At 76.9% G+C, this 3,394-nt stretch carries 2 protein-coding genes; both read right to left on the reverse strand.

Annotated elements, in window-relative coordinates:
• Window positions 1-1,283: radical SAM family heme chaperone HemW (gene hemW, locus L1885_RS25770; RefSeq protein ID WP_235799568.1), on the reverse strand; the 1,283-nt coding region annotated here is incomplete at its 3' end.
• Window positions 1,284-1,464: 181 nt separating this feature from the next.
• Entirely contained in the window at window positions 1,465-3,273 is a 1,809-nt protein-coding gene (locus L1885_RS25775; protein WP_235799569.1) for a SpoIIE family protein phosphatase, read from the reverse strand.
• Window positions 3,274-3,394 lie beyond the last annotated feature (121 nt).

Raw genomic sequence — 3,394 nt, forward strand, 5'->3', positions numbered from 1 at the left:
CACAGGGGCTCCGCGCCGGCCGGCAGCAGCCGCCGCAGCATCTGGTCGGCCGTCCAGCGGACCGTCGCCACCGTCGGGATGCCCAGCCGCTGGTAGACCTCCGCGCGGCGCGGGTCGTAGATGCGGGGGAGCCGCTGCCGGGGCCGTCGTAGTCCTCGCCGTACGCGCCCTTGGCGGGGCGGCGGCGGCGCAGCGGGGGCGCCCTCGCGCAGCCGCAGTTCGAGCATGATCCGCTCGACGCGCCGGTCCTCCGTGCCCAGCAGCTCCCGGCCCGCCCCGGGCGAACGCCCGCCGGCGATCGCGGCCGCGTAGGCGCCGGGGTGCTTCACGTTCCACCAGCGCACCCCGCCGACGTGGCTGTGCGCCCCGGGGCCCGCACCCCACCAGTCCGCGCCGCGCCAGTACAGCTCGTTGTGCAGGCAGCGGGCGGCCTCGGTGGTGGCCCAGTTGGAGACCTCGTACCAGGAGAAGCCGGCCGCCGACAGCACCTCGTCCGCGATGAGGTACCGGTCGGCGTGCTCGTCGTCGTCCGTCATCGGGACCTCGCCGCGCCGGATCCGCCGCGCGAGCCGGGTGCCCTCCTCCACGATCAGCGCGTACGCGGACACGTGGTCCGGGCCGGCGCCGATCGCCGCGTCGAGCGAGGCGCGCCAGTCGTCGTCGCTCTCCCCCGGGGTCCCGTAGATCAGGTCGAGGTTGACGTGGTCGAAGCCCGCCGCGCGCGCCTCCGCGACGCACTCCTCGGGGCGGCCGGGCGTGTGGGTGCGGTCGAGGACCTTCAGCACGCTCTGCCGTGCGCTCTGCATGCCGAACGAGATCCGGTTGAAGCCGCCCTCGCGCAGGGCCGCCAGGTACGCCGGGTCCACGGACTCCGGGTTGGCCTCCGTGGTGATCTCCGCGTCGTCGGCGAGGCCGAACTCGTCGCGGATCGATCCGAGCATCCGCACGAGGTCCCCGGCGTCGAGCAGGGTCGGCGTGCCGCCGCCGACGAAGACCGTGCGCACCGGCCGGGGGTCGTCCCCGAGCACCTTGCGGGCGAGGCGGACCTCGTCCGTCAGGATGCCCGCGTAGTTGTCGCGCGAGGCGAGCACGCCGCCGGAGCCGCGCAGCTCGGTCGCGGTATAGGTGTTGAAGTCGCAGTAGCCGCAGCGGGTCGCGCAGTACGGGACGTGCAGGTAGAAGCCGAGGGGCCGGGCGGCCGCGCCGTCGAGGGCGGAGGCGGGCAGCTCGCCGGTCTCGGGCACGGGGTCGCCGTCGGGCAGTGCGGAGGGCATGTCCTCCATTGTCCCGTACGCGCGCGCGTTCCCCGCCCGGCCTTCCGGCTGCCCGCTGCCAGGGGCGGCGGGCCTGCCCTTCCTCCGCTCCGCCCGGCCTGTCCGACCCCGCGGCCGACGAACCTGCCCGACGCCCGGCCGACCGGCCAGCAGGTTCCACGGTCGGCCCGGTCGCCCGTCGGCCGGACGCTCACTCGGCCTGGAAGACCAGCAGTGCCAGGTCGTCGTCGGGCGGGGCCGCGTCGAACTCGTGCACCAGCCGCCGGACGCGCTCGGCGACACGGTCCGCGCTGAGCCCCGCGCAGCCGGCCAGGGCGCGCGCGAGCCCGTCGCCGTCGTCGAGCATCCGGCCGCCGGAGCGCCGCTCGGTGACCCCGTCGGTGACGCACAGCAGCGTGTCCCCCGGCTCCAGGTCGAAGGTCTGGCTCTCGTACCGGGTGGCCTCGGCGATTCCCAGCAGCAGCTGCGGCTCCGCGGCGGGCCGTACGCTGCCGTCGGGGCGCAGCAGGAGCGGCAGCGGGTGTCCGGCGCTGGCCACCGTGCAGCGGGCGCCCCCGCCCGGGAGCGGCACGAGGTCCCCGAACAGCAGCGACAGGAACCTCGGGTGGTAGCCCTCGGACGCGCCGACGGCGGGCAGTTCGGGCAGCGGCAGGTCCGTCAGCGGGAGGCCCGCGGCCATCGCCTCGCCCGCCGCCATCGTCTCGGCGGCGCTGGCTGCGGCCATCGCGGACGCGGCCTCCGCGGCCTCCGTCGCGTCGTCGAGCAGGAGCCGGTTGAGCCGGTCCATCACCTCGCCCACCCGGAACCCCTCGCGCCCCAGCAGCCGCAGCCAGGGGCGGGCGAGACCCGTCACGACGGCTGCCTCCGGGCCGCTGCCCTGGACGTCGCCGAGCATGAAGCACCAGCGGTCGCCGGGGCAGTGGAAGACGTCGTAGAAGTCGCCGCCCGCCAGGCCCTCGTCGCTCGGCTCGTAGACGAGGCCGCTGGCGACGCCCGGGATGCGCGCGACCTGGCTGGGCAGCAGGCCCCGTTGGAGCACCCGGCTGATGGTGGCCTGCCGGGTGTAGCGGCGTGCCGCGCCGATGGCGAGGGCCACGCGGCGGGCGAAGTCCTCGATCAGCTCGACGATCTCGTCCGGTACGGGGGCCTTGCCGGGCCTGCCGAGCAGGAGCGTGCCGACGGGCCTGCCGTTGGTGACGAGCCGGCAGGACAGGGTGACGCCGTCGGGGCCCGTGTCCGCCGCGTCGCCGCCGAGCGCCGGGATCTCGACCGGCCCGGGATAGGGCGGCTCCGCGGGTCTCGGCACCTGCTTCTCCAGCAGCGTGCGCAGCGCGCCGAGGCGTCCCTCGTCGGCGTGCCAGACCCCGGCGAGCCGGGCCGAGGCGCCCGGGCCGTCGAGCCAGACCCCGCACCACTCCGCGAGCCGCGGCACCAGCAGCTGCCCGGCGAGGGCCGCCACGAGCTCCTCGTCGAGCTGGCCCGCCAGCAGGTCGGACGTCTCGGCCAGGAACGACAGGGCGCCGTGGCCCCGCCACTCCGTCTCCGCCCGCGCCGAGGAGCCGCGCGCCGCGCCGGGCTCCTCCTCGTCGGTCCGCGCGGGGAGCAGGCCGGCGGTGCCGGTCCCGTCGAGCGCGACGCGGGCCCAGACCGTCTTGAGCCCGGTCCGGTACGTGACGCCCCATCGCTCCGCGAGCGACGCCACGATCTGCAGGCCCCGGCCGTACTCCGCCGTGTACGGGCCGGAGCGGCCGTAGGGCGTGCCCGGGTCGGCGGGCGCCCGCGAGGGGTGGTGGTCGGAGACCTCCACGAGGAGCGCGGGGGGCTCCTCCTCCGCGCCCTGCGCCGCGGCCCAGGCCGCCGGGATCGGCTCCGTGAGCCGGCAGCGGACCTCCACGGTGGTGCCCGCGTGCACGACGGCGTTGGTGACGAGTTCGTCGATGATGAGCGCCGCGTCGTCGGCGATGAGGTCCATGCTGTGCCGCCCCGGCGGGCAGACCATGCCGCCGAGGAAGGGCGAACCGCCCGCGCCCTGGCTCCCCGCGCCGGCGCAGGGGACCGCCGCCGCGCCGGCAGTACCGGCCGTACCGGCCGCGGAGGCGCCGGGCGCGGGCGGGGGCGGG

Source organism: Streptomyces fuscigenes (genome assembly GCF_021556455.1).
GTDB lineage: Bacteria > Actinomycetota > Actinomycetes > Streptomycetales > Streptomycetaceae > Streptomyces > Streptomyces fuscigenes.